This window comes from Blautia sp. ZXY-1-B12, from assembly GCF_056339915.1.
This window is the reverse complement of the sequence record NZ_JBWJVP010000212.1, coordinates 14,557-34,908: the sequence shown is the minus strand read 5'-3', so window position 1 is coordinate 34,908 and position 20,352 is coordinate 14,557. Positions and strand designations below refer to the sequence as shown.

Genomic DNA, 20,352 nt, shown 5'->3' with positions numbered 1-20,352 from the left:
TTAGCACTCGAAGTAAATGAGTGCTAGCAAAAAACGGCAGAATTAGACAGAGTGCCGAAACAGTTACCGGATATTTTGCAATAACGGAAAGAGTACGGTAACAGGAAAGCTTTAGTTGGAGAATAAAGGAGGATATAGATCATGACATTAGTACCTTTAGGTGACAGAGTTGTATTAAAACAGGTTGAAGCAGAAGAAACAACAAAATCCGGAATCGTTCTTCCGGGACAGGCACAGGAGAAACCACAGCAGGCAGAAGTTGTAGCTGTAGGACCTGGCGGAGTTGTTGACGGCAAAGAAGTAAAAATGGAAGTAGCTGTAGGTGATAAAGTTATCTACTCCAAATATTCAGGAACAGAAGTAAAAATGGATGGCACAGAATACATTATCGTAAAACAGAATGATATTCTTGCAATTGTTAAATAAGCAATATCAAAATAGAAAACATAAATGAAGATACTTATAAGATAATATTTACAGGATGTAACATGAAATACCGGCTAAGTATCAGAAAGAATTCATAGAGATCAAAATTTGAATCAGGAGGTCATATTATCATGGCAAAAGAAATTAAATTCGGCGCAGAAGCCAGAGCAGCTCTTGAAGCTGGTGTAAATAAATTAGCTGATACAGTAAGAGTAACATTAGGACCGAAAGGAAGAAACGTAGTTCTTGACAAACCATACGGTGCTCCGCTTATCACAAACGACGGTGTTACAATCGCAAAAGAAATTGAACTGGAAGACGGATTTGAAAACATGGGCGCACAGCTGATCAAAGAAGTTGCTTCCAAAACAAACGATGTAGCAGGTGATGGTACAACAACAGCTACTGTTCTTGCACAGGCTATGGTTCACGAAGGAATGAGAAACCTGGCAGCAGGCGCTAACCCGATCATCCTCAGAAAAGGAATGAAGAAAGCTACAGATGTAGCTGTAGAAGCAATCAAGAACATGAGCCAGACAATCAGCGGCAAGAAACAGATCGCAAACGTTGCATCTATTTCCGCAAGCGATGAGACTGTTGGACAGTTAGTAGCAGATGCTATGGAAAAAGTTTCCAAAGATGGCGTTATCACAGTAGAAGAATCCAAGACAATGCACACAGAACTTGACCTTGTAGAAGGTATGCAGTTCGATCGTGGATATGTATCCGCATATATGTCAACAGATATGGAAAAAATGGAAGCAAATCTGGAAGATCCATATATCCTGATCACAGACAAGAAGATCAGCAACATCCAGGAAATCCTTCCATTACTGGAGCAGATCGTAAAAGTTGGTGCGAAACTTCTTATCATTGCTGAAGATGTAGAGGGTGAAGCTCTTACAACTCTGATCGTAAACAAATTAAGAGGAACCTTCCAGGTAGTAGCTGTCAAAGCTCCGGGATATGGTGACAGAAGAAAAGAAATGCTTCAGGATATCGCAATCCTTACAGGCGGCCAGGTAATCTCCGAAGAAGTTGGTCTGGAACTGAAAGACGCAACTATGGAGCAGTTAGGACGTGCAAAATCTGTTAAAGTTGCAAAAGAGAACACAGTTATCGTTGACGGTATGGGTGACAAAGATGCAATCGCAAACCGTGTTGCTCAGATCCGTGGACAGATTGAAGAAACAAAATCTGAATTTGATAAAGAAAAATTACAGGAAAGACTTGCAAAACTGGCTGGCGGCGTAGCTGTTATCCGTGTTGGTGCTTCCACTGAGACAGAAATGAAAGAAGCTAAGCTTCGTCTGGAAGATGCTCTTGCAGCTACAAGAGCAGCAGTAGAAGAAGGTATCATCGCAGGTGGCGGATCTGCTTACATCCACGCATCCAAAGAAGTTGCAAAACTTGCAGCAACTCTGGAAGGTGACGAGAAGACAGGTGCAAATATCATCCTGAAAGCTCTGGAAGCTCCTCTGTTCCGCATTTCTGCAAATGCAGGACTTGAAGGTTCCGTAATCATCAACAAAGTAAGAGAATCCGAACCGGGAATCGGCTTCGATGCTTTGAACGAAAGATATGTAGATATGGTAAGCGAAGGTATCCTTGATCCTGCAAAAGTTACAAGAAGTGCTCTTCAGAATGCTACAAGTGTTGCATCTACATTACTTACAACAGAATCTGCTGTTGCAATTATCAAAGAAGACACACCTGCACCAGCTGCTAATCCTGGAATGGGAATGATGTAATTTTTAATAAACGATAAAATTATACCGCAGTATGCTCAGATAAAAATAGTATGTTACTGTTCACTCCGTTCACAGTAACATAGCCAAAATTCATTCCAGATTGCCTGCGGCAATGGAATTTTGGCTTGTATGTCTCGGGATTTTGGCATATTCATGCCAAAACACCTCGCGGAACAGTGGTGTGTGAACAGTAACAATAGTACAGGTGGAATATGTGAAACGGAACCGTCGTCATAGACGATGGTTCCGTTTTGTGATATAATGCAGAAAAACAGCATGATGAATAAAATATAATTGTTAAATATGCTGTGCAAAAAAAGCTGCTTTCAACAGCTGAACAAATGAAAAGGAGACGAAACAATGGGCGACTTGTATTCAGAATTACTGGTAAAGAAAGATAAGACGGCTAAAGACAGCCTGCTCAAATACGGTCTGATCGTTTTGACAGTGTTGGCAGTATTTGCCGGACTTATCATCACACCGCTGGCACTGATCATTGCCGTAGCGCTTGGAATTGCATGCTATTTTGTAATCCCGAAAACAGATGTAGAATATGAATATCTGTTTATCAATGGCGATTTTGACATCGACATGATCATGTCAAAGACAAAAAGAAAGAAAGTAAAGAGCTTCAAATTATCAGAAGCAGATCTGGCAGCACCGCTGGATTCCCACAGAATGGACTATTACAACGGAAACCAGAACATGAAAGTACTGGACTTTTCATCAGGAAATCCGGAGCATAAACGCTTTGGTGTTATCACAAGACTGGACGGAAATTTATGCAAAATCATTCTGGAACCGGATGAGGCACTTGCACAGGCTATGAAAAATTCAGCACCGAGCAAAGTTTTTTTGGATTGACATAGAATCTGATTTTTGTTACACTTGTTGAAAATAAAAGGACCAGTTGCTGGTTCCTTTTTACATTACAATAGTAATTTAATTTCATATACGCAAGGGAGGAAATGCAATGGGTACTATCATTGGTGAAGGCATTACTTTTGATGACGTGCTGTTAGTTCCGGCATATTCAAAGGTAATTCCGAATCAGGTAGATGTCACAACTTACTTAACAAAGAAGGTTAAACTGAACATTCCTATGATGAGTGCAGGAATGGATACAGTAACCGAGCATCGCATGGCAATCGCTATGGCGAGACAGGGTGGTATTGGTATTATTCATAAGAATATGTCCATTGAAGCGCAGGCAGAAGAGGTAGACAAGGTAAAACGTTCTGAGAACGGTGTTATCACAGATCCTTTCTATTTATCTCCTGAACATACACTTAAGGACGCAGATGAGTTAATGGCAAAGTTCCGTATCTCCGGTGTGCCGATCACAGAGGGCAGAAAACTGGTCGGAATCATTACTAATCGTGATCTGAAGTTTGAGACAGATTTCAGCAAGAAGATCAAAGAGTGCATGACTTCTGAGGGACTGATCACAGCCAAAGAAGGAATTACACTGGAAGATGCCAAGAAGATTCTGGCAAAATCACGTAAAGAGAAATTACCTATTGTAGATGATGACTTTAACTTAAAAGGCTTAATTACTATTAAAGATATTGAGAAACAGATCAAATATCCTCTGGCTGCAAAGGATGAGCAGGGACGTCTTCTCTGCGGTGCTGCGGTAGGAATCACTGCTAATGTACTTGCACGTGTTGATGCACTTGTAAAGGCATCTGTAGACGTAATCGTAATTGATTCTGCACATGGACATTCAGAGAACATTCTGAAGGCTGTACGCGAGATCAAGGCAGCATATCCGGAACTGCAGGTAATCGCAGGTAACGTAGCAACAGGTGCTGCGACAAAGGCTCTGATCGAGGCTGGTGTAGATGCAGTTAAGGTTGGTATCGGACCTGGATCTATCTGTACCACACGAGTTGTTGCAGGTATCGGTGTTCCGCAGATCACTGCTGTTATGGACTGCTACGAAGCTGCAAAAGAATACGGAATCCCGATCATTGCAGACGGTGGTATCAAGTATTCCGGAGATGTCACAAAGGCAATCGCAGCCGGTGCGAATGTCTGCATGATGGGAAGCATGTTTGCAGGATGCGACGAGAGCCCGGGAACATTCGAACTGTATCAGGGCAGAAAATATAAAGTATACCGCGGTATGGGATCTATCGCAGCTATGGAGAACGGAAGTAAAGACCGTTACTTCCAGGAGAATGCGAAGAAACTTGTTCCGGAAGGCGTAGAAGGACGTGTTGCTTACAAAGGACATGTTGAGGATACTGTATTCCAGCTCATGGGCGGTCTCCGTTCCGGTATGGGATATTGTGGAGCAGAAACTATTGAGAAGCTTAAAGAAACAGGCAGATTCATCAAGATTTCTGCTGCATCTCTTAAGGAATCTCATCCACATGATATTCATATCACAAAAGAAGCTCCGAACTATAGCGTAGATGACAAATAATAAATTTCAGGTGTAATATATGCCCCGGCTGGCTGCTGATGGAAAGAAATAAGATTTCCAGGCATGCCGGCCGGGGTATTTTTTGCAGGGAGTAAAATCCCGTAAGAGAAGGTAAAAATGCAAAAGCATATAAACAAAAAGAAAAAAACAGATACCAGAACAGGAAAAACTGGCAGTAAAAAAGAAAAACAGCAGGTCGAAAAGACGAAAGAGCAGCAGAATAAGGCAGAGAAATCAGAGAATTCTTATGAGCCTTATGCTGCTCGTGATCATAGTTCTGAGTGGGTGGATCATAATAAATCGGGCCAGTGAAAATGGATGGAGTATTGGGGACTTTTTACATAATTCTGACACGATGATTTCTGATGCGGAACAGTCAGGAACAGATAATGCGGATTCTTCAGGCGGACCGGAACAATGGCAAAAAGAAGGGGCGCCGTACATAGATGTGGAACTGCTGACGCCGAATGAATATTCCAGACCGCAGATTCCCATTGAGAGTGTACAGTATATTGCCATTCATTATACTGCAAATCCGGGGGCAACAGCCATTGCAAACAGGAACTACTTTGAGAATCTGGCGACTACTCATGACACAAAGGTGAGCAGTCATTTTGTAGTGGGGCTGGATGGGGAAGTGGTGCAGTGTATTCCTACGTCAGAGATGTCCTATGCGACGAACTCACGTAATGTAGATACTTTGTCCATTGAGTGCTGTCATCCGGATGAGACGGGGAAATTCAATGAGGCAACTTATGATTCGGCAGTGAAGCTTTCTGCGTGGTTGTGTGTGCGGTTTGGGCTTACATCAGAGAACGTGATCCGGCATTACGATGTTACCGGAAAAAACTGTCCGAAATATTATGTGGAGAATCCGGATGCATGGATACAGATGAAATCGGATATTGCGGCGCAGATTGATGTTGATTATGGTTTGCAGGATGTTCAGTAAAACGAAAATTCAGCACAGTACAAAAAAATTTGCCTTGAAATCCACAAAGAAGTATTGTACTATAATAACAACGTGTGATTTTTTTTCACGACAGTGCCTGCATGACTGGCGGAAGTAGGATTACCTACAGGGAGTGCAGCGAGTATATGAGCCGACCGCCTGGGCAGCCTGGAAATTATTCAATGAATAAATAGGTTTCCCAGGCTTTTTTTAACCTTATTTTTAACGAAAAGGAGAAAAATTATGGAAATGTTATCACTGGAAAAAGAACTGAAAGAGAATTCCTATCCTGGCAGAGGAATTGTGATTGGACGTTCCGCAGACGGTAAGAAAGCAGTGACAGCTTATTTCATCATGGGCAGAAGCGAGAACAGCAGAAACAGAGTATTTGTAGAGGATGGTGAGGGAATCCGTACCCAGGCGTTTGATCCGTCCAAACTTACAGATCCGAGTCTGATCATCTATGCACCTGTACGTGTACTGGGAAACAAAACAATCGTAACTAACGGAGATCAGACAGATACCATTTATGAGGGAATGGATCATCAGCTTACTTTTGAGCAGTCCTTAAGAAGCAGAGAATTCGAGCCGGACGGTCCGAACTATACACCTCGTATCTCCGGTGTTATGCACGTAGAGAACGGAAAATTCAACTATGCAATGTCAATTCTCAAGAGCAACAACGGAAATCCGGATGCATGTAACAGATACACATTTGCATACGAGAATGCCATTGCAGGAGAGGGACATTTCATCCATACTTATAAATGTGACGGAAATCCACTTCCAAGCTTTGAAGGCGAACCGAAATTGGTAGCAATTCCGGATGATATGGATGAGTTTGCAGAACTTCTCTGGAACAGCCTGAACGAAGATAACAAAGTATCTCTGTTTGTAAGATATATTGATATTGAGACAGGTAAGTACGAAAGCAAGATCATTAATAAGAATAAATAATAGTCACTTACTGAGTACAGATAGTACTTATAGATTATTGTGAACATAAGACGATGCTTTCGCAGTAAGAAATTATTTACAGGAATTAATTTTAAAATACTTATTTGGTTCATACGGAGGATTTATATAATGAAAGAATTCGAATTAAAATATGGCTGTAACCCGAATCAGAAACCTGCAAAAATTTATATGGCAGACGGCTCCGAGCTTCCGGTGAAAATCCTTTCAGGAAGACCGGGATATATCAATTTCCTGGATGCCTTTAACGGCTGGCAGCTGGTATCCAATCTGAAGAAAGCAACTGGACTTCCGGCAGCTACATCTTTTAAACATGTATCTCCCGCAGGTGCTGCTGTAGGACTTCCGCTGACAGAGACTCTGGCAAAGATTTACTGGGTAAATGATATGGACTGGAAGAATTTTTCACCATTAGCATGCGCTTATGCAAGAGCTCGCGGTGCTGACAGAATGTCCTCTTTTGGTGATTTTATTTCTCTTTCTGATGTGTGTGATAAAGATACAGCACTTCTGATCAAGAGAGAGGTATCTGACGGTGTTATTGCACCTGGATACACAGAGGAAGCACTGGAGATTCTGAAGCAGAAGAAAAAAGGTAACTACAATGTGATCCAGATCGATGAGAATTTTGTACCGGCTCCGCTGGAACACAAAGAAGTATTTGGTGTAACTTTTGAGCAGGGCCGTCAGGAGCTTGAGATCGATGATGCAATGCTTTCCAATATTGTGACAGAGAATAAAGAGCTTACAGAGGAAGCAAAACGAGATATGAAGATTTCTCTGATCATCCTGAAATATACACAGTCCAACTCTGTATGTTTCGTAAAAGATGGACAGGCTATCGGTGTTGGTGCAGGACAGCAGTCACGTGTACATTGTACAAGACTTGCAGGACAGAAGGCAGACAACTGGTTCCTTCGCCAGTGCCCGAAAGTGCTGAATCTGCCATTTAAAGATACAATTTCACGTGCGGAACGTGACAATGCCATTGATGTTTATATCGGGGATGAATATATGGATGTACTTGCTGATGGTATGTGGGAGAAAACTTTCACAGAGAAACCGGAAGTATTTACAAAGGAAGAGAAACGTGCATGGCTGGATCAGATGACGGATGTTACACTGGGATCTGATGCATTCTTCCCATTCAGTGATAATATTGAGCGTGCTCATAAGAGTGGCGTGAAGTATATTGCGCAGCCGGGTGGATCTGTGCGTGATGATGCTGTGATCGAGACTTGCAATAAATATGGAATGGTGATGAGTTTTACTGGTATCAGGTTGTTCCATCACTAAATCCAAGTGACGTGTGAAAAAAATAATGGTTTGGGGCGCGGTTTCGGAGCCTAAGAAAAACTAAGCGTCAGGGAATCTGCTAAAAACATGTAAAAAAATCTCAAACTCGCCGCAAATGCGGCTCAGACAGTGAGATTTTTTTACATAACGCAGATTTCCTGACGCTAATTTTTTCTAAGACTCCTGCAAATGCGCCCCAAACCATTATTTTTTTCACACTGAATATTGGCTATAGATGTTATTCGCAGATATGGAATTGCTATAGTTATGGAAAGTTAATAGAAGGGGATGAAAAAAGCATCAGCCTTAGCTGATGCTTTAAGAGCGATAGACGGGGCTCGAACCCGCGGTCTCGACCTTGGCAAGGTCGCGCGTTACCAACTACGCCACTATCGCATTTATGATGTCAGTTGAGTGATTACCTCAGCGACAAAATATATGATACTATATGCAGTGGAGTTTGTCAAATGTTTTTTTATTTATTTTGAAATTTTATATAATGGTTTTATTGAAAAATTATGACTCCCTGAAAAGTGCTGAAATTGGCACTTTTCAGGGAACAATACTTACATATTAAGTTCTTTCATTAATTCTTCCTGAGAAATGAATTCGTGACAGTCAGGGTTGTTTTCGATTTCCTTTAACATTATTAAATCTGTTTCATCGGGTTCAACTTTTTCTATATCTGCGAATGTATCAGGCAGTTTAAAATGTTTTTGAATAATATGCCAGAAGATATTAGCATCTTTATCACTCATAATTGATACAGCACCTATAATACGTTCTTTAACAGCAGTCATAAAATCACACTCCTTTACGAAAAAATATTTATATTTTATCTTATCTTTCGTAAGGCAGAATAGAATTCTGATAATTTTACTATAGCATATAGAAATAATAGAAGCAATATAGTTTATGAAGATTCCGTGAAGGATGGGGTGGAAAATTGCAAATTGGGAGGGGGTGTGCTATGATAGGACAGACGGAGAGAGACGATAAAGGAGTTGAGGCTCAGTTTATGAAGAAAAAAATTTTAGCATTATTAGTTTGTAGTATGCTTACTTTATCAACAACAGTTTCTGCGGATATTCTGGATTATGAGGGGACAATTAATGCTTATAAGCAGGATGATAAGACACCGCAGACCTTTGAGATTGATAATGGAAGTGGAGAGAAGGTAACTGCAGTTGCCAAGTCAGATAAGGTTTCTGTTTCTGCAAAGGCGACTTATATACGTTCTATGCCAGGGAAAAACGGAAAGAAGCTTGCAAGAGTGTATCTTGGTACCGGTGTAGAGAGAGTGGCCGTATGTGATAATGGCTGGAGTAAAGTGACTTATGAGAAAAAGGGTAAAAAGGGTACGGAAAAGATCAGTGGCTATGTGCCCACAAAACATATCAATGATAGTGATCAGGTTGCTCAGGCAAGGGGAACTTTTATAGCACTGAAGGACAGTGATATTCTGGATTATCCGGGAAAGAAGGATGGACAGATAGTAGGTGAGGTCATTCAGGAGGATGAAGTGAAGCGCCTGGCTACAGTGAACGGCATCTGGAGTCAGATTTACTATAAAAAAGAGAATGGAAAAAGAGGCATTGGATATATTCCAACCAGTGTTCTGGAGAATACAGCAGCAGAGGAGAATACGGAAGAGTCAAAGGTCGCTAAAGTAGACGGTGAAGAAGCTGGAACGATTCATAAGAGTGAGGGCAAAGGCGTTTTTGCAGAGGCTGTGGATGGTGTAACTGCTTCAAAGGGAGAGTCTGTGGATGGAGTGAAGGTGGGAACTCCGGTAGCTGTGTCTTCAGATGCGTCACTGGTTCCGCTGGGAACCTTTAAGATTACTCATTATTGTCCCTGCAGTATTTGTTGTGGCCCTTGGGCAAATGGCATTACTTCTACAGGGGTGACTGCTACGACAAACCGTACGATTGCGGTGGACCCTACACAGATTCCATATGGATCTAAGGTTGTGATCAATGGACAGGTTTATGTTGCAGAGGACTGTGGTGGTGCGATTAAACATAATTGTATAGATATTTATGTTGCTACCCATCAGGAAGGGGAGGACAAAGGGGTATATTATACAGATGTTTATTTGTTAAAGTAGAAAATAAGAAAGAATTTAACCGAATCAAGTAGCAAAGCGGATTGCGAATATCCGTTTGACCTGAAAATAAAAATCCGGAAGAATCTGGAAATGATCTGTTATATCTGTGATCATTTCAGAAGTTCTTTCGGATTTTTTGAAATTATCTTTTATGCGTTTTTTAATGCCTGTTCGATGTCAGCAATGATGTCTTCAACATTTTCAATACCAACGGAGAGACGGATCATTCCCGGTGATACGCCGGCTTCTGCAAGCTGTTCATCATTCATCTGGCGGTGAGTATGGCTTGCGGGATGCAGGATCATGGTCTTGGAAGCTGCTACATGAGTTGCAATGGTGGCAAGCTTTAAGCTGTCCATAAAGCGGACTGCAGCTTCTCGACCACCTGTCAGTTCAAAGGAGATAACACCGCAGGTTCTGCCTTCGTTCATGTATTTTTGAGCAAGTGCATAGTATTTGTCATCAGGAAGTCCTGCATAGTTTACATGAGATACTTTCTCATGGGCATTCAGGAATTCGGCAATCTTCTGTGCATTATAGCAGTGACGTTCCACGCGGAGAGGAAGAGTTTCAAGTCCCAGGTTTAACAGGAAGCAGTTTGTAGGAGACGGGATAGAGCCCAGGTCACGCATTAACTGAGAGGTTGCCTTTGTGATATAAGCCTTCTTTCCAAACTGTTTAGTATAAATAACACCATGATAAGATTCATCCGGTTCAGTCAGTCCATGATATTTATGTCCATAGGCATCCCAGTCAAAGTTACCGCTGTCAACGATAGCTCCGCCAACCTGCACAGCATGTCCGTCCATATATTTGGTTGTGGAATGGGTGACGATATCAGCTCCCCATTCAAAAGGACGGCAGTTTACAGGTGTAGCGAAGGTGTTGTCTACAATAAGCGGAACTTCATGTTCGTGAGCAACCTTTGCGAATTTTTCAATATCAAGAATTACCAGGGCCGGGTTTGCGATGGTCTCTGCGAAAAGTACCTTTGTATTAGGACGGAAGGCAGCTGCAATTTCTTCAGGGCTAGCATCGGTGTCAACGAAAGTGCAGTCAATGCCAAGCTTTTTGAAGGTAACAGCCAGGAGGTTAAAGGTTCCTCCGTAAATAGTAGAAGCCGCCACAACATGATCACCTGCTTCGCAGATATTGAAGACTGCATAGAAGTTGGCAGCCTGTCCGGAAGAGGTAAGGATAGCGGCAACACCACCCTCCAGATCTGCAATTTTTGCTGCTACAGCATCATTTGTGGGGTTCTGCAGACGGGTATAGAAGTATCCTTCTGCCTTAAGATCGAAGAGCTGTCCCATTTCATCAGTAGTATCATATTTATAAGTGGTACTCTGATAAATCGGGAGTGCGCATGGTTCACCCTTAGACGGAGTGTAACCGGAATGGAGACATTTAGTCTCGACTTTAAAGTCACTCATGAGTTTAGTTCCTTTCTTATGTGAAATATTGCTTCAATAAAATATTGTATTAATATTGGGAAAATTGTGATGATATTGATACAAAATTTCATGATGGTCTTAGAGCGTGTTTGAAAAATCATTCCCACAAATTGGGATACACATCTTGCGGAAAGCATTTTTCAAACATACTCTGGAAAAATTATACTGCTGAAAGTGAGAGAAGACAATATTAAAAAATGAAATAAAAAAATGCTCAGGCTTTTTCTAACCAGCCGTGAGCAAAAAAAGAAAAAAGATAATAAAAAATAAAAAATGCCCAGAGCCGGAATCGAACCAGCGACACGAGGATTTTCAGTCCTCTGCTCTACCAACTGAGCTATCTGGGCATTTGGTCTGTGAACTGTTGTGTATCACAGGCCTATAATAGCATATTGATTGTTTGAATGCAAGCAATTTTTACGATTTTTGCGAAAAAAGAGAAAATTATAACAAAAATTTATTTTATCTTGCCATAAGGTAGATTTTTTCCATATCTCTCATATTGAGCTGTTTAAAGACTCCAATGGTGCGAGTGTCCTCAAAACTGCATTTGAATGCAAGATCATGAATTTGCTGATCTGTGAGATCCAGCCCCAGTTCATGTAAACTGGTGGGCATTTCTACAGACCGGAAGAAATTTTCCATTGCTTCAATTCCTGCAAGGGCTGTTTCTTTATAATCAGTTCCACATGGAATGTCAAATACATTGGTGGCAAACTGAGCAAAACGTTCAGGGTTCACCTCGTAGACGTATCGTGCCCAGCTTCCCCAGATAGCTGCCAGACCTGCTCCGTGAGTTACATTGTAGACACCTCCCAGTTCATGTTCAAGCTGGTGGCATGCCCAGTCACCACCACCTGTACCGCATCCGGTCAGACCGTTGTGGGAAAGGCTTCCTGCCCACATAATTTCTGCCCTGGCGCTGTAATTGTCTGGTTCTTTCATAAGAATACGGGCATTGTAAATGACTGTCTGCATCAGAGCTTCGCTGATGCTGTCTGTAATCTCCATAGTTTCAATATTTACAAAATATCGCTCCATGGTGTGCATGAGGATATCTACACATCCGCTTTCTGTCTGATACTGTGGGAGTGTGTAGGTGAGACGTGGATTTAAGATGGCAAATTTCGGCCTGCAGTAATCTGTCTTTGCACATCCACGTTTTTCTTTTGTTTCTTCATTTGTGATAACACTGGAACTGCTCATTTCACTTCCGGAAGCCGCAATTGTAAGGATGACACCAATGGGCAGACAGCCGGTTGGAACAGCTTTTTTCAGACAGAAATCCCAGACATCATTGTTCGGATTGGCAACGCCATAGCCGATGGCTTTGGAAGAGTCAATAACACTTCCTCCTCCTACAGCAAGGATAAAGTCTACATGTTCTTTTTGGCATAATTCGATTCCCTCGCGGACTTTGGAAAGAAGTGGATTAGGAATGACACCACCCAGGGTGATGTATTCAAGACCTTCTTCTTTCAGATTAGAAGTGATCTCATCAATCAGTCCGGAACGGACAGCACTCTGACCTCCATAATGGATCAGAACTTTTTTTGCTCCATACTTCTTCAGCAGGGAACCTGCCTGAAGGTGGGTATCTTTGCCAAAGAGAACCTGTGTTGGTGTATAATATTCAAAATTTCTCATAATATGTAAACGACCTCCTATAGATTGAAAGGTTAACTGAATCAGGTAAGTCCTCTGCTTTAATTGTAAAATGTAATGAGCAGTAGGTGGGACTTCCTTTTTATATTAAAGCAAATAATGGAAAAATAGTCAAAAAATAATAAAAAAATTAAAATTTGAAAGTAATTTTTGCTGGTTCTCAGAAGACATTTTTGGAAAGATTCCAGTACAGATATCTATAATTTTCTGCACACAGAAAACGGAAAGACAGAAATTTATAGATTTTGGACAGAATATTTTATGGGCATTATGTGAATGGAATGCTATGATAAATACACTTAAATATACAAAGTGAATAAAAAAGGAGGAAACAAGAAATGAAAAAAAGAATGTACAAGATTATGGCACTTGCCATGACAGCAGCTATGGTGGTACCGATGGCAGCGCAGACAACTGCATTTGCAGCTGACGACAAAGAAATTACTTACTGGAATATCGCGGTAGAGAGCCCGGACAAAGATATTGTTACTGCAGCAGTAGACAAGTTTAACAAAGAAACAGAGTCAGGCTATACTGTAAATCAGGTAGCTATCCAGAATGATACATACAAGGAAAAACTTGTTATCGCGATGAGCTCCGGTGAGTGTCCTGATATGTACTCAAGCTGGTCCGGTGGTCCGATGTATGAATATATTGATTCCGGATTTGCTCAGCCGATTGATGATCTTCTTGATCAGTCCGATGTTAAAGATAAACTTCTGGATGCAGCTATTGAACAGGGAAGCTACAACGGACATGTATATGCAATCCCATATCTGAATGTTTCTCTGGCAGGTATCTTCTACAACAAAGATATGTTTAAACAGTACGGACTTGAAGAACCGAAGACATTAGCTGATCTGGAAAATATCTGTGCAACATTAAAAGAAAACGGAATTACACCTTTTGCACTTGCTAATGCTTCCAAATGGACAGGTTCCATGTACTTCATGTCTCTGGCAGCACGTTATGGCGGACTGGAACCATTCCAGAATGCAGTTGCAGGAACCGGCAAATTCACAGATGACTGCTTCATCAAAGCAGGTGAGAAGATTCAGGAGTGGGTTAAAAACGGATACTTCCCGGATGGCGTAAACTCCTTAAGCGAAGATGACGGACAGGCAAAACAGTTAATGTATCAGGAGACAGCAGGTATGCTTCTCTGTGGCTCATGGTATGCAGGAACATTCCAGACTGACAGTGAGGAATTCTATCAGAAGATCGGCTGGTTCCCATTCCCTGCAATTGATGATTCCGATGCTGATCCTACAATCCAGATCGGTACTGTAGGTGATCAGTTCATTTGCTTCAACTGTGAAGGTGATAAACTTGCAGCAGCATTTGAATGTGCAACAGATCATTTATCTGATGAAGTTGCAGACATTACATACTCTAACAACAAGGTTGTTCCTGTAAAAGATGCAGGAGACCACATCAAAGACCCTGTTGTAAAGGAAATCTTTGATGCAGCTCAGGAAGCATCTTCTATCCAGTTGTGGTATGACCAGTATCTGCCGACATCTGTTGCATCTGCACATCTTGATGGCTTACAGGAAGTATTTGGTCTGACAAAGACTCCTCAGGAAGCACAGGAAGAAATGCAGACAGCAATGGACGAATATTTAAGTACCAAATCTGATTCTGGCGCAGCAGATGATACTGCAGAAGAAGCTACAGATGATGCAGCAGCAGATGATGCTGAATAATCTTTAAAGGAAAGCAGGCATTCATTCTGACCTGAGTAAGGGTAGAAAAGAAGGGTTCTGCACATGCTGAAAGTGCAGAACCCTTTATCTTGAAAAACAATATGTGAGTACACAGAGCGTGCTTGAAAAATCATTTCAATGTCAAATTACATATCAGACAGCATGTCAGAAAATATATAAAAACCATCTCAGAAATATATCTCTAACATATTCCGAAAGCATTTTTCAAACATACTCTGGCATACGTTAGGTCAGATGATCAAATCTCAGAAAGTATTAAAAAGGAGGCACCAAAATGAATGAAAAAGGGATATCTCTGGTTCAGTTAAGACAGAGAAAAACACGTCAGACAGCAGCACTTTTTCTGGCACCTGTTATCATTTTATTAGTAGTATTTATCGCGTATCCGATTATTGATACATTTATTACAAGCGGATACCAGTGGAATGGTATTTCCGCAGACAAGAAGATGGTAGGACTTGCAAACTGGGCAAAACTGATCAAAGATACAAAATTCTGGATAGCATTTAAGAACAACGTTATTATCATGATCCTATCTATCATTATCCAGATTCCGTTAGGACTTGCAATGGCAACATTCCTTGACTTTGGCGGTAAGAAACTTACAATTTTCAAGGTTATCTGGTTTATTCCAATGCTTATGTCTTCTGTTGCAATTGGTTTCCTTTTCACATACGCACTTGCAACAAACGGAGGTATTGTCAGCACAATTTCCGGATGGTTCGGAGGGGGCAACATTGACCTTCTTGGTAATCCAAAATTAGCATTGCTCACAGTTATTCTTATCATTGCATGGCAGTTTACACCATTCTACATGGTTTACTTTATGGCTGGTTATACAAACATCCCATATGATGTATTTGAAGCAGCAAGAATCGATGGTGCTACAAGAGGACAGTATTTCTGGAAGATTGCACTTCCACTTCTTATTCCGTCAATTAAGAGTGCAGCTATCCTTTCAATGGTTGGATCTCTGAAATACTTCGATCTGATCTATGTTATGACAGGTGGCGGTCCTGGTACTGCTACAGAGCTGATGGCAACCTATATGTACAAAGAATCATTCAAGAACTTTAACATGGGTTATGGCTCAGCCATTGCAGGAGGTATGTTTATCCTGATTACAATGGTATCTATGATTACTATGAAACTTATAAACGGAAAACAGGAGGATTAAGGGATGGACAGCTATAAGAAAAGTAGAAGAAAAAGCATCATAGCCTGGATCATTGCTTTTGTTCTTGCTATCGGTGCAGCAATTGTATCATTTACACCTTTTATATTCATGGTGCTGAACTCATTCAAAGAGAAATTTGAGATGCTTACCAAGGGTGTATTCCAGCTTCCTGATCAACTGAACTGGTCCAATTACACTGAGGTACTTACAGGAGGGTTTGCAAATTACTTCAAGAACAGTGTGATCGTTCTTGCAATTTCCCTGATCCTGCTGCTGTTTATTTCAGCATGCGCTTCTTATCCTCTCGCAAGATTTAAGTTTAAAATGGCACAGCCGATTTATGCGATCATTGTAGCCTGTATGTCTATTCCTGTACATATTACATTGATCCCTGTATTCAAAATGTCAAAGTCAACAGGACTTTATGATACAATCTGGTCACTGGTCGGACCGTATGTCGCATTCGCAGTTCCGATTTCCGTATTTATCCTGACCAGCTTTATGAAAGAGATTCCGAGAGAAATCGAAGAATCTGCTGAAATTGACGGATGTGGAAAGATTCAGATGTTCTTCTCCATGATCCTGCCGCTTTCCAAACCCGGAATGGCGACACTGGCAATTTACAATGGTGTAAATATGTGGAATGAATTCTCATTTGTAAATACACTGACACAGTCTGCCCAGAATCGTACCCTGCCGCTGGCAATCTGGGAATTTCAGGGACAGTATTCTATGAATACACCAATGATCATGGCGGTTCTTACATTAACACTTTTACCAATGGTTATCATGTTTATTATTTTCCAGGATAAACTGGTAAAAGGTATGACCGCAGGTGCTGTAAAGGGTTGATTCTTTCTGCGAAATCTGTTATATCCATTTACCATTGAACATGGTATGATATTGGGGAGGTAAAATCCCCCCCCTGATCATGTGGGTATATGTGAAATTATGTGACAGATGAGGAAAGACAACATGAACAAATGGAAAACAAAATTCAGCTACTGGAAATTTGATAAAAAAATACTTTTACTTGTGACCGTCAGTATTCTTATTGTAACGCTGACGGTTGCAGGTGTTTCTCTGACTTTTTCTATAGCATCGATGAAAGAGCAGTCTGTAGAACTTCTGCAGATGCAGAATAATACAGTTGCGGAATCTTTTAAGGGATCAATGGATTCATATAAAGAAATCGTATTGGGTACGATCATGGATGATTCTGTGCAGAATTACTGCAGGCAGGTGCAGAAAAATGAGCTGAAGACAGCAGACATTGATGCAGTTTACAGCAAGCTGGAGAATCTGAATAATATGTATGAGAGTCTGAACTTTGCTGCCATTGTCAGTTCGGATTATAAAAGTTACTACTACAGAGGAAAGGGTTCTTTATCAGTTACGCAGTTTGAAGAAGTGTATCCCCAGGCATATGAGAGAAGCAAATATGCGCAGAAAGGAACGCTGAAAGTTTCCTATAATAACGATTATTATAACGATTATTATAAAGGGAACAGATATACATTGAGTCTGTATTATCCATTATATGATACCAGAAAAGTATCTGATGCAAGAGGGCTTCTGTGCATGAATTTCGATGATCCGGCAGTACAGAGGATGCTGGCTGTAGGAGATTCTTCAGCAGAAACAAGAGTAGTTGACACAGGTGGAATGATACTGCTTTCGAATGATAAAGAGGAGACAGGCCGTTACGTAAATTATATAGATGAGATGGAAAAAGGGATACAGATATTTACAAAGAATGGGAATATGTATGTATGCCAGAAGATTAAGAACTGGAATTATTATGTAGTCAGTTCGATTTCTTTTTATAAACTGATGGAATCAGGATTCCATATAATGGTTGTTGTGATTCTGGTTCTGATCATAGTGCTGATCATAGTAAGCATTATTATAAGAGCACTGGTCAGGAAAATGTATCAGCCCCTTAATAAGGTAGTATCTAATATGGATTATGTTGCAACAGGTTCCCTGAGAACAAGAATCAATGTTGACAATATGGGCGAGGATTTTGCCAAGCTTGCAATTGGTTTTAACTCTATGATGGACGAAATCGAGGTGTTGATGGAACAGGTAAAACTGGAACAGCATCAGCTGGAGCAGATCCGTTTTAATGCCCTTCAGTCGCAGATCCAGCCACATTTTCTTTATAATACACTGGAATGTATCCACTGGCAGGCGATTGCCGAAGGAAATAAAGAGATTTCCACAATGGTAAAGGCGCTGGCGAAATATTACAGGATCTGTCTCAGCAAAGGACATGACGTGATCACGATCAGAGAAGAAGTAGAGCATATCAGGAATTATATGATTATCCAGAACATGAGATACGACAACATTATCGGAAGTGAGATTGTTGTAGAATCTCAGGTGGAAGAAAGCCTGATACCGAAGCTGACCCTGCAGCCACTGGTAGAGAATTCCATTTATCATGGAATGAAAGTAAAAGAGGGAAAAACAGGTACACTTTATCTTACAGCATATAAAAATGAGGATGAAGTTATCATAAAGGTATCAGATACAGGCACAGGAATGAGTCAGGAACAGATAGATGAAATGAATGAACAGCTCTCCAGATACGAGGATTCCTTTGGATATGGAGTGCGAAACGTAAACAAGAGGATTGAACTTCTTTTTGGGGAGGGATATGGTCTTAATTACCAGAAGAATGATTCGGGTGGAGTAACTGTCGTGATCCATCTGCCATATCAGACAGAAATCAAAAAGAACACAGCAGGAGGCGAGCGGACGTGTGTATAGAGTACTGATTGTTGATGACGAAAAGATGATACGCATGGGTATGAAAAATGCCATAGACTGGAAGAAACTGGGAGTAGATGACGTATTTACTGCTGCGTCAGGAAACGAGGCTTTGAAGATTCTTAAAGAAGAAGGTCCTGAAATTATGGTTACAGATATCCAGATGACAGAAATGACAGGACTGGAACTGATTAAAGCGGCCAGAGAATCAGTACCTGAACTGCGTGTGATCGTGCTTACAGGCTTTGATAATTTTGAGTATGCAAGAGAGAGCCTGCGGCTTCAGGTGCAGGATTTCTTCCTGAAACCGATTGATGAAGATGATCTTTTCAATGCGATAGAAAAGCAGATAAAAGAACTGAAAGAGCAGGAAAACAAAGAGCAGAATCAGGCCAGAGTGTGGCGCTCTCAAGGCTCTGTAGTGCAGATGAGACTGGAGCAGTGCATGAGGAATTTGGTGCATACAAAAGCAGATAAAGAGATGCAGTTGTATATTCTCCAGAAAGATTTTCAGTTTGATATTAAGCAGAAAATGAGCCTGATTCTTCTGGAACAGGGAATGTATACAGAACAGCAGAATGACGGGAAATTCCGTGCAATGACTGTTAAAAATGTCTGCATGAGCATGGTGGATTCCCAAAACAGAGGAATCACATTTGTAGATGATGACGGTACGATTGCGATTGTCTGTTTTGAAAAGGATGATGACGACAGCGTTCTGGAACAGATTGAAGAATTGTCGGATGTACTGAAGGATGAATTTGAATATAAACCAAAGATTACGGTTGGAAGTGCTGTGCAAGGATTTGAAAATCTGGCAATTTCCTACAATGATGCCAGATATCTTCTGGAACATGAAAAAAAGAATATTCAGGACATTATACAGACGATGGGGGCTCAGAACAAGAAGAAAATCTTCTGGGAAACCTATGCAGAACTGCGAAATATCATGATTTCCAATATAGGAACTCCAGATTATGTACTAAAGGCATTTAATACCTTTACTAAGGCAACGGAATCCTATAATCTTTCTCCTTCTGCTGTGCGCAGATGTTGTTTCGAGATTGCCTCCTCTTTGATTTTTTCCTACATGGAAGAATCGTGTGAGGTGGAAGAAGGAAAGTTGGATGCACTCTCCAAGAGTCTGTCATCAGCAGGAAAAGAAGAGGCCTGTGAGATTACGAGAATGTTTATTGAGCAGCTTATTGAAAATGATGAAGAGGATGTACATTATACCATTTCCAATGCCAGACACTATATAGATGAGCATCTTGCAGAGGATATTTCGGTTTCCAGCATTGCGGAAAGTCTCTATATCACACCGAATTATTTCTCCAGATTATTTAAGCGGATTACAGGTGAAGGATGTAATGAATACATTGTCAGAAAGAGGATTGAGAAGGCGAAGAGCCTTCTGGAAACTACCAGCATCAAGACTGGAAAGATTGCTATGATGGTAGGATACAGAGATACGAATTATTTCTCACTGGCATTTAAGAAACATACAGGAAAATCTCCGACGAAATACAGAGAAGAAATGCAGAATACATAATGCAGGAGTAGCGGGCTGCGCTGAGGCTTTGTTAATACCTGCTGAATAATTATCAAATTAT

The 20,352-nt window shown here is 41.0% G+C and carries 18 protein-coding genes, 2 tRNA genes and 1 riboswitch; of the genes, 15 read left to right on the top strand and 5 right to left on the bottom strand.

The annotated features are described in order from the left end of the window. Nucleotides 1-141: 141 nt before the first annotated feature. The 8 genes from groES (at nucleotide 142) to AC075L_RS13525 (ending at nucleotide 7,831) form a co-directional block, all read left to right on the top strand. Nucleotides 142-426 carry a co-chaperone GroES gene (gene groES, locus AC075L_RS13560; protein ID WP_008705701.1) on the top strand — a complete coding sequence of 95 codons (285 nt, stop codon included), beginning with the start codon at nucleotides 142-144 and terminating at the stop codon, nucleotides 424-426. A 131-nt stretch (nucleotides 427-557) separates the two neighbouring features. Next, nucleotides 558-2,177: a chaperonin GroEL gene (gene groL, locus AC075L_RS13555; protein WP_025579650.1), complete on the top strand. Its 1,620-nt coding sequence runs from the start codon at nucleotides 558-560 to the stop codon at nucleotides 2,175-2,177. Between the two features lie 360 nt (nucleotides 2,178-2,537). Continuing rightward, nucleotides 2,538-3,041 (top strand): DUF6106 family protein, encoded by a 504-nt coding sequence (locus AC075L_RS13550; RefSeq protein WP_022380754.1) that lies wholly within the window; start codon nucleotides 2,538-2,540, stop codon nucleotides 3,039-3,041. Nucleotides 3,042-3,150: 109 nt separating this feature from the next. Next, the gene (guaB, locus tag AC075L_RS13545; protein WP_008705695.1) at nucleotides 3,151-4,608 is read left to right on the top strand and encodes an IMP dehydrogenase; all 1,458 of its coding nucleotides are present in this window, start codon (nucleotides 3,151-3,153) and stop codon (nucleotides 4,606-4,608) included. Nucleotides 4,609-4,725: 117 nt separating this feature from the next. After that, nucleotides 4,726-4,920 carry a hypothetical protein gene (locus tag AC075L_RS13540; RefSeq protein ID WP_476387800.1) on the top strand — a complete coding sequence of 65 codons (195 nt, stop codon included), beginning with the start codon at nucleotides 4,726-4,728 and terminating at the stop codon, nucleotides 4,918-4,920. Beyond that, complete coding sequence (locus AC075L_RS13535; RefSeq protein ID WP_008705694.1) at nucleotides 4,856-5,560, top strand: peptidoglycan recognition protein family protein; 705 nt, start codon at nucleotides 4,856-4,858, stop codon at nucleotides 5,558-5,560. The genes AC075L_RS13540 and AC075L_RS13535 overlap by 65 nt, the downstream gene beginning before the upstream one ends. Nucleotides 5,561-5,651: 91 nt before the next feature. After that, nucleotides 5,652-5,732, top strand: a riboswitch (ZMP/ZTP riboswitch). Between the two features lie 71 nt (nucleotides 5,733-5,803). Continuing rightward, nucleotides 5,804-6,517 (top strand): IMP cyclohydrolase, encoded by a 714-nt coding sequence (locus tag AC075L_RS13530; RefSeq protein WP_008705693.1) that lies wholly within the window; start codon nucleotides 5,804-5,806, stop codon nucleotides 6,515-6,517. Between the two features lie 129 nt (nucleotides 6,518-6,646). Next, nucleotides 6,647-7,831 carry a phosphoribosylaminoimidazolecarboxamide formyltransferase gene (locus tag AC075L_RS13525; protein ID WP_008705691.1) on the top strand — a complete coding sequence of 395 codons (1,185 nt, stop codon included), beginning with the start codon at nucleotides 6,647-6,649 and terminating at the stop codon, nucleotides 7,829-7,831. A gap of 323 nt (nucleotides 7,832-8,154) precedes the next feature. Here AC075L_RS13525 and AC075L_RS13520 read toward each other — a convergent pair. Then, nucleotides 8,155-8,227, bottom strand: a tRNA-Gly gene (locus tag AC075L_RS13520). Between the two features lie 170 nt (nucleotides 8,228-8,397). After that, nucleotides 8,398-8,631: a hypothetical protein gene (locus AC075L_RS13515; protein ID WP_008705688.1), complete on the bottom strand. Its 234-nt coding sequence runs from the start codon at nucleotides 8,629-8,631 to the stop codon at nucleotides 8,398-8,400. A 170-nt stretch (nucleotides 8,632-8,801) separates the two neighbouring features. Here AC075L_RS13515 and AC075L_RS13510 point away from each other — a divergent pair, with 170 nt between their 5' ends. Further along, nucleotides 8,802-9,941: a 3D domain-containing protein gene (locus tag AC075L_RS13510; protein ID WP_118408785.1), complete on the top strand. Its 1,140-nt coding sequence runs from the start codon at nucleotides 8,802-8,804 to the stop codon at nucleotides 9,939-9,941. A 149-nt stretch (nucleotides 9,942-10,090) separates the two neighbouring features. Here the strand turns inward: AC075L_RS13510 and AC075L_RS13505 are convergent, their stop codons facing one another. Beyond that, entirely contained in the window at nucleotides 10,091-11,374 is a 1,284-nt protein-coding gene (locus tag AC075L_RS13505; protein WP_022380750.1) for an O-acetylhomoserine aminocarboxypropyltransferase/cysteine synthase family protein, read from the bottom strand. Between the two features lie 117 nt (nucleotides 11,375-11,491). Here AC075L_RS13505 and AC075L_RS13500 point away from each other — a divergent pair, with 117 nt between their 5' ends. Beyond that, nucleotides 11,492-11,596, top strand: coding sequence for a DUF6783 domain-containing protein (locus AC075L_RS13500; protein WP_369122394.1), 105 nt, complete (start codon nucleotides 11,492-11,494; stop codon nucleotides 11,594-11,596). 73 nt (nucleotides 11,597-11,669) lie between these two features. Here the strand turns inward: AC075L_RS13500 and AC075L_RS13495 are convergent. Both AC075L_RS13495 and AC075L_RS13490 read right to left on the bottom strand, forming a co-directional pair. After that, a tRNA-Phe gene (locus AC075L_RS13495) sits at nucleotides 11,670-11,742 on the bottom strand. A gap of 115 nt (nucleotides 11,743-11,857) precedes the next feature. After that, a complete protein-coding gene (locus AC075L_RS13490; RefSeq protein ID WP_008705680.1) occupies nucleotides 11,858-13,042 on the bottom strand; it encodes an iron-containing alcohol dehydrogenase in 1,185 nt (394 codons plus the stop codon). A 356-nt stretch (nucleotides 13,043-13,398) separates the two neighbouring features. On the opposite strand from AC075L_RS13490, the gene AC075L_RS13485 reads away from it, so the two are divergent. The 5 genes from AC075L_RS13485 to AC075L_RS13465 all read left to right on the top strand — a co-directional run bounded on the left by AC075L_RS13485 (nucleotide 13,399) and on the right by AC075L_RS13465 (nucleotide 20,291). Continuing rightward, nucleotides 13,399-14,766 (top strand): extracellular solute-binding protein, encoded by a 1,368-nt coding sequence (locus AC075L_RS13485; protein ID WP_243099425.1) that lies wholly within the window; start codon nucleotides 13,399-13,401, stop codon nucleotides 14,764-14,766. A gap of 295 nt (nucleotides 14,767-15,061) precedes the next feature. Then, nucleotides 15,062-15,964: a carbohydrate ABC transporter permease gene (locus AC075L_RS13480; RefSeq protein ID WP_008705678.1), complete on the top strand. Its 903-nt coding sequence runs from the start codon at nucleotides 15,062-15,064 to the stop codon at nucleotides 15,962-15,964. A 3-nt stretch (nucleotides 15,965-15,967) separates the two neighbouring features. Then, on the top strand, nucleotides 15,968-16,816 hold the full coding sequence (locus AC075L_RS13475) for a carbohydrate ABC transporter permease (protein ID WP_008705677.1): 849 nt from the start codon (nucleotides 15,968-15,970) through the stop codon (nucleotides 16,814-16,816). 123 nt (nucleotides 16,817-16,939) lie between these two features. Then, nucleotides 16,940-18,739, top strand: coding sequence for a sensor histidine kinase (locus tag AC075L_RS13470; RefSeq protein ID WP_118408783.1), 1,800 nt, complete (start codon nucleotides 16,940-16,942; stop codon nucleotides 18,737-18,739). Next, a complete protein-coding gene (locus AC075L_RS13465) occupies nucleotides 18,732-20,291 on the top strand; it encodes a response regulator (RefSeq protein WP_118338711.1) in 1,560 nt (519 codons plus the stop codon). The genes AC075L_RS13470 and AC075L_RS13465 overlap by 8 nt, the downstream gene beginning before the upstream one ends. The last annotated feature ends 61 nt before the right edge of the window (nucleotides 20,292-20,352 follow it).

Coding starts and splice junctions, on each gene's coding strand:
- AC075L_RS13515 (WP_008705688.1), bottom strand. CDS start 8,631: ATGACTGCTGTTAAAGAACGTATTATAGGTGCTGTATCAATTATGAGT.
- AC075L_RS13485 (WP_243099425.1), top strand. CDS start 13,399: ATGAAAAAAAGAATGTACAAGATTATGGCACTTGCCATGACAGCAGCT.
- AC075L_RS13525 (WP_008705691.1), top strand. CDS start 6,647: ATGAAAGAATTCGAATTAAAATATGGCTGTAACCCGAATCAGAAACCT.
- AC075L_RS13535 (WP_008705694.1), top strand. CDS start 4,856: ATGAGCCTTATGCTGCTCGTGATCATAGTTCTGAGTGGGTGGATCATA.
- AC075L_RS13475 (WP_008705677.1), top strand. CDS start 15,968: ATGGACAGCTATAAGAAAAGTAGAAGAAAAAGCATCATAGCCTGGATC.
- groL (WP_025579650.1), top strand. CDS start 558: ATGGCAAAAGAAATTAAATTCGGCGCAGAAGCCAGAGCAGCTCTTGAA.
- AC075L_RS13470 (WP_118408783.1), top strand. CDS start 16,940: ATGAACAAATGGAAAACAAAATTCAGCTACTGGAAATTTGATAAAAAA.
- AC075L_RS13510 (WP_118408785.1), top strand. CDS start 8,802: ATGATAGGACAGACGGAGAGAGACGATAAAGGAGTTGAGGCTCAGTTT.
- groES (WP_008705701.1), top strand. CDS start 142: ATGACATTAGTACCTTTAGGTGACAGAGTTGTATTAAAACAGGTTGAA.
- AC075L_RS13550 (WP_022380754.1), top strand. CDS start 2,538: ATGGGCGACTTGTATTCAGAATTACTGGTAAAGAAAGATAAGACGGCT.
- AC075L_RS13480 (WP_008705678.1), top strand. CDS start 15,062: ATGAATGAAAAAGGGATATCTCTGGTTCAGTTAAGACAGAGAAAAACA.
- AC075L_RS13505 (WP_022380750.1), bottom strand. CDS start 11,374: ATGAGTGACTTTAAAGTCGAGACTAAATGTCTCCATTCCGGTTACACT.
- AC075L_RS13490 (WP_008705680.1), bottom strand. CDS start 13,042: ATGAGAAATTTTGAATATTATACACCAACACAGGTTCTCTTTGGCAAA.
- AC075L_RS13540 (WP_476387800.1), top strand. CDS start 4,726: ATGCAAAAGCATATAAACAAAAAGAAAAAAACAGATACCAGAACAGGA.
- AC075L_RS13530 (WP_008705693.1), top strand. CDS start 5,804: ATGGAAATGTTATCACTGGAAAAAGAACTGAAAGAGAATTCCTATCCT.
- guaB (WP_008705695.1), top strand. CDS start 3,151: ATGGGTACTATCATTGGTGAAGGCATTACTTTTGATGACGTGCTGTTA.